Source organism: Ideonella sp. B508-1 (assembly GCF_000333615.1).
Taxonomy (GTDB): domain Bacteria; phylum Pseudomonadota; class Gammaproteobacteria; order Burkholderiales; family Burkholderiaceae_C; genus Ideonella.
On record NZ_BADL01000346.1, the window covers coordinates 1 to 1155 of the forward strand.

Sequence of the window (1155 nt, forward strand, 5' to 3'; positions counted from 1 at the left end):
CGCGACTGGCCCTGCGGCGCCCGCCGACCGGGTGGACGAGCAGATCCTTGACTGGCGCCGGCGCAGCGCGGTGCCGGTGGTGTGGCCCAACCGCGAAGCCCTGCTGGCCTGCGTGGACGACAGCCCCGAGGCCGAGAAGCTGCTGCGCCGCTGCGCCCGCCTGGCCACCCAGCTGGACCTGCCCTGGCACGCCCTGCATGTGGAGACGCCCGCCTCGGCCCGGCGGCCGGAGGCCCAGCGCCGCCGGCTGGAGCGCAGCCTCAAGCTGGCCCAGGACCTGGGGGCCGAGGTGGCCACCCTGCCCGCGGCCGAGCTGGCCCCGGCCCTGGTGCGCTATGCCCGCAAGCACAACCTCTCGCGCCTGGTCATCGGCCGCCGGCCCCGGCACGGCTGGCGGGCCTGGCGGCCCTGGGGCCGGCCCCTGGCCGAGCAGGTGGCCGCCCTGGCCGAGGACCTGGACCTGCTGCAGGTGGCCCTGCCCGCGCCGCGCGACACCGGGGGCCCACCGCCGCGGGGCGGCCAGCCCGCCGTGGCCGCCCCCGACTGGCGCGGCCATGGCGCCGCGCTGGCGGCCTGTGCCCTCACCGCCCTGCTGTGCACGCCGCTGCGGCCCTGGCTGGAGCTGAGCAACACCGTGATGCTCTTCCTGCTGGTGGTGGTGGGCGTGGCCCTGCGCTACGGGCGCAGCCCAGCGGTGCTGGCGGCTTTCACGACTGCTGGCAGGTGACCGTCAACTTCGGCTTCAAGAACGACCCGGACCTGCCCGAGGCGATCAAGCTGCTCAAGGACCGCGGCGTGCCGCTGGACGACATGGACACCAGCTACTTCCTCTCGCGCGAGACGGTGGTGCCCACCCGCGGCGCGGGCATGGCGATGTGGCGCGAGAAGCTGTTCGCCAGCATGCACCGCAACGCCACCGACATGGCCGACTTCCTGAACCTGCCCACCAACCGCATCGTCGAGTTGGGTGCCAAGGTCGAGATCTGACTGTTCTCCGCCCGCCGAGCCCGATGCCTTCGTTCTGGAAAGATGTCTCGCTGTCGGCCGTCGTGGCCGGCTTTGTCGCTGTGCTGGTCGGCTTCACCAGCTCCATCGCCATCATCTTCGCGGCCGCCCAGGCCCTGGGCGCCGACACCGCGCAGACGGCCAGCTGGA

2 protein-coding genes and 1 pseudogene are annotated in these 1155 nt (G+C 73.8%); all 3 read left to right on the top strand.

The window, feature by feature from the left end:
* Positions 1–112 precede the first annotated feature (112 nt).
* A complete protein-coding gene (locus I73_RS14870) occupies positions 113–727 on the top strand; it encodes a DUF4118 domain-containing protein (protein ID WP_234409517.1) in 615 nt (204 codons plus the stop codon).
* Positions 709–987, top strand: a pseudogene (locus tag I73_RS14875) (potassium transporter Kup); the annotation flags it as partial. The gene I73_RS14870 and the pseudogene I73_RS14875, both read left to right, overlap by 19 nt.
* 23 nt (positions 988–1010) lie before the next feature.
* On the top strand, positions 1011–1155 hold a 145-nt coding region (locus I73_RS32645), incomplete at its 3' end, for a benzoate/H(+) symporter BenE family transporter (RefSeq protein ID WP_199899065.1).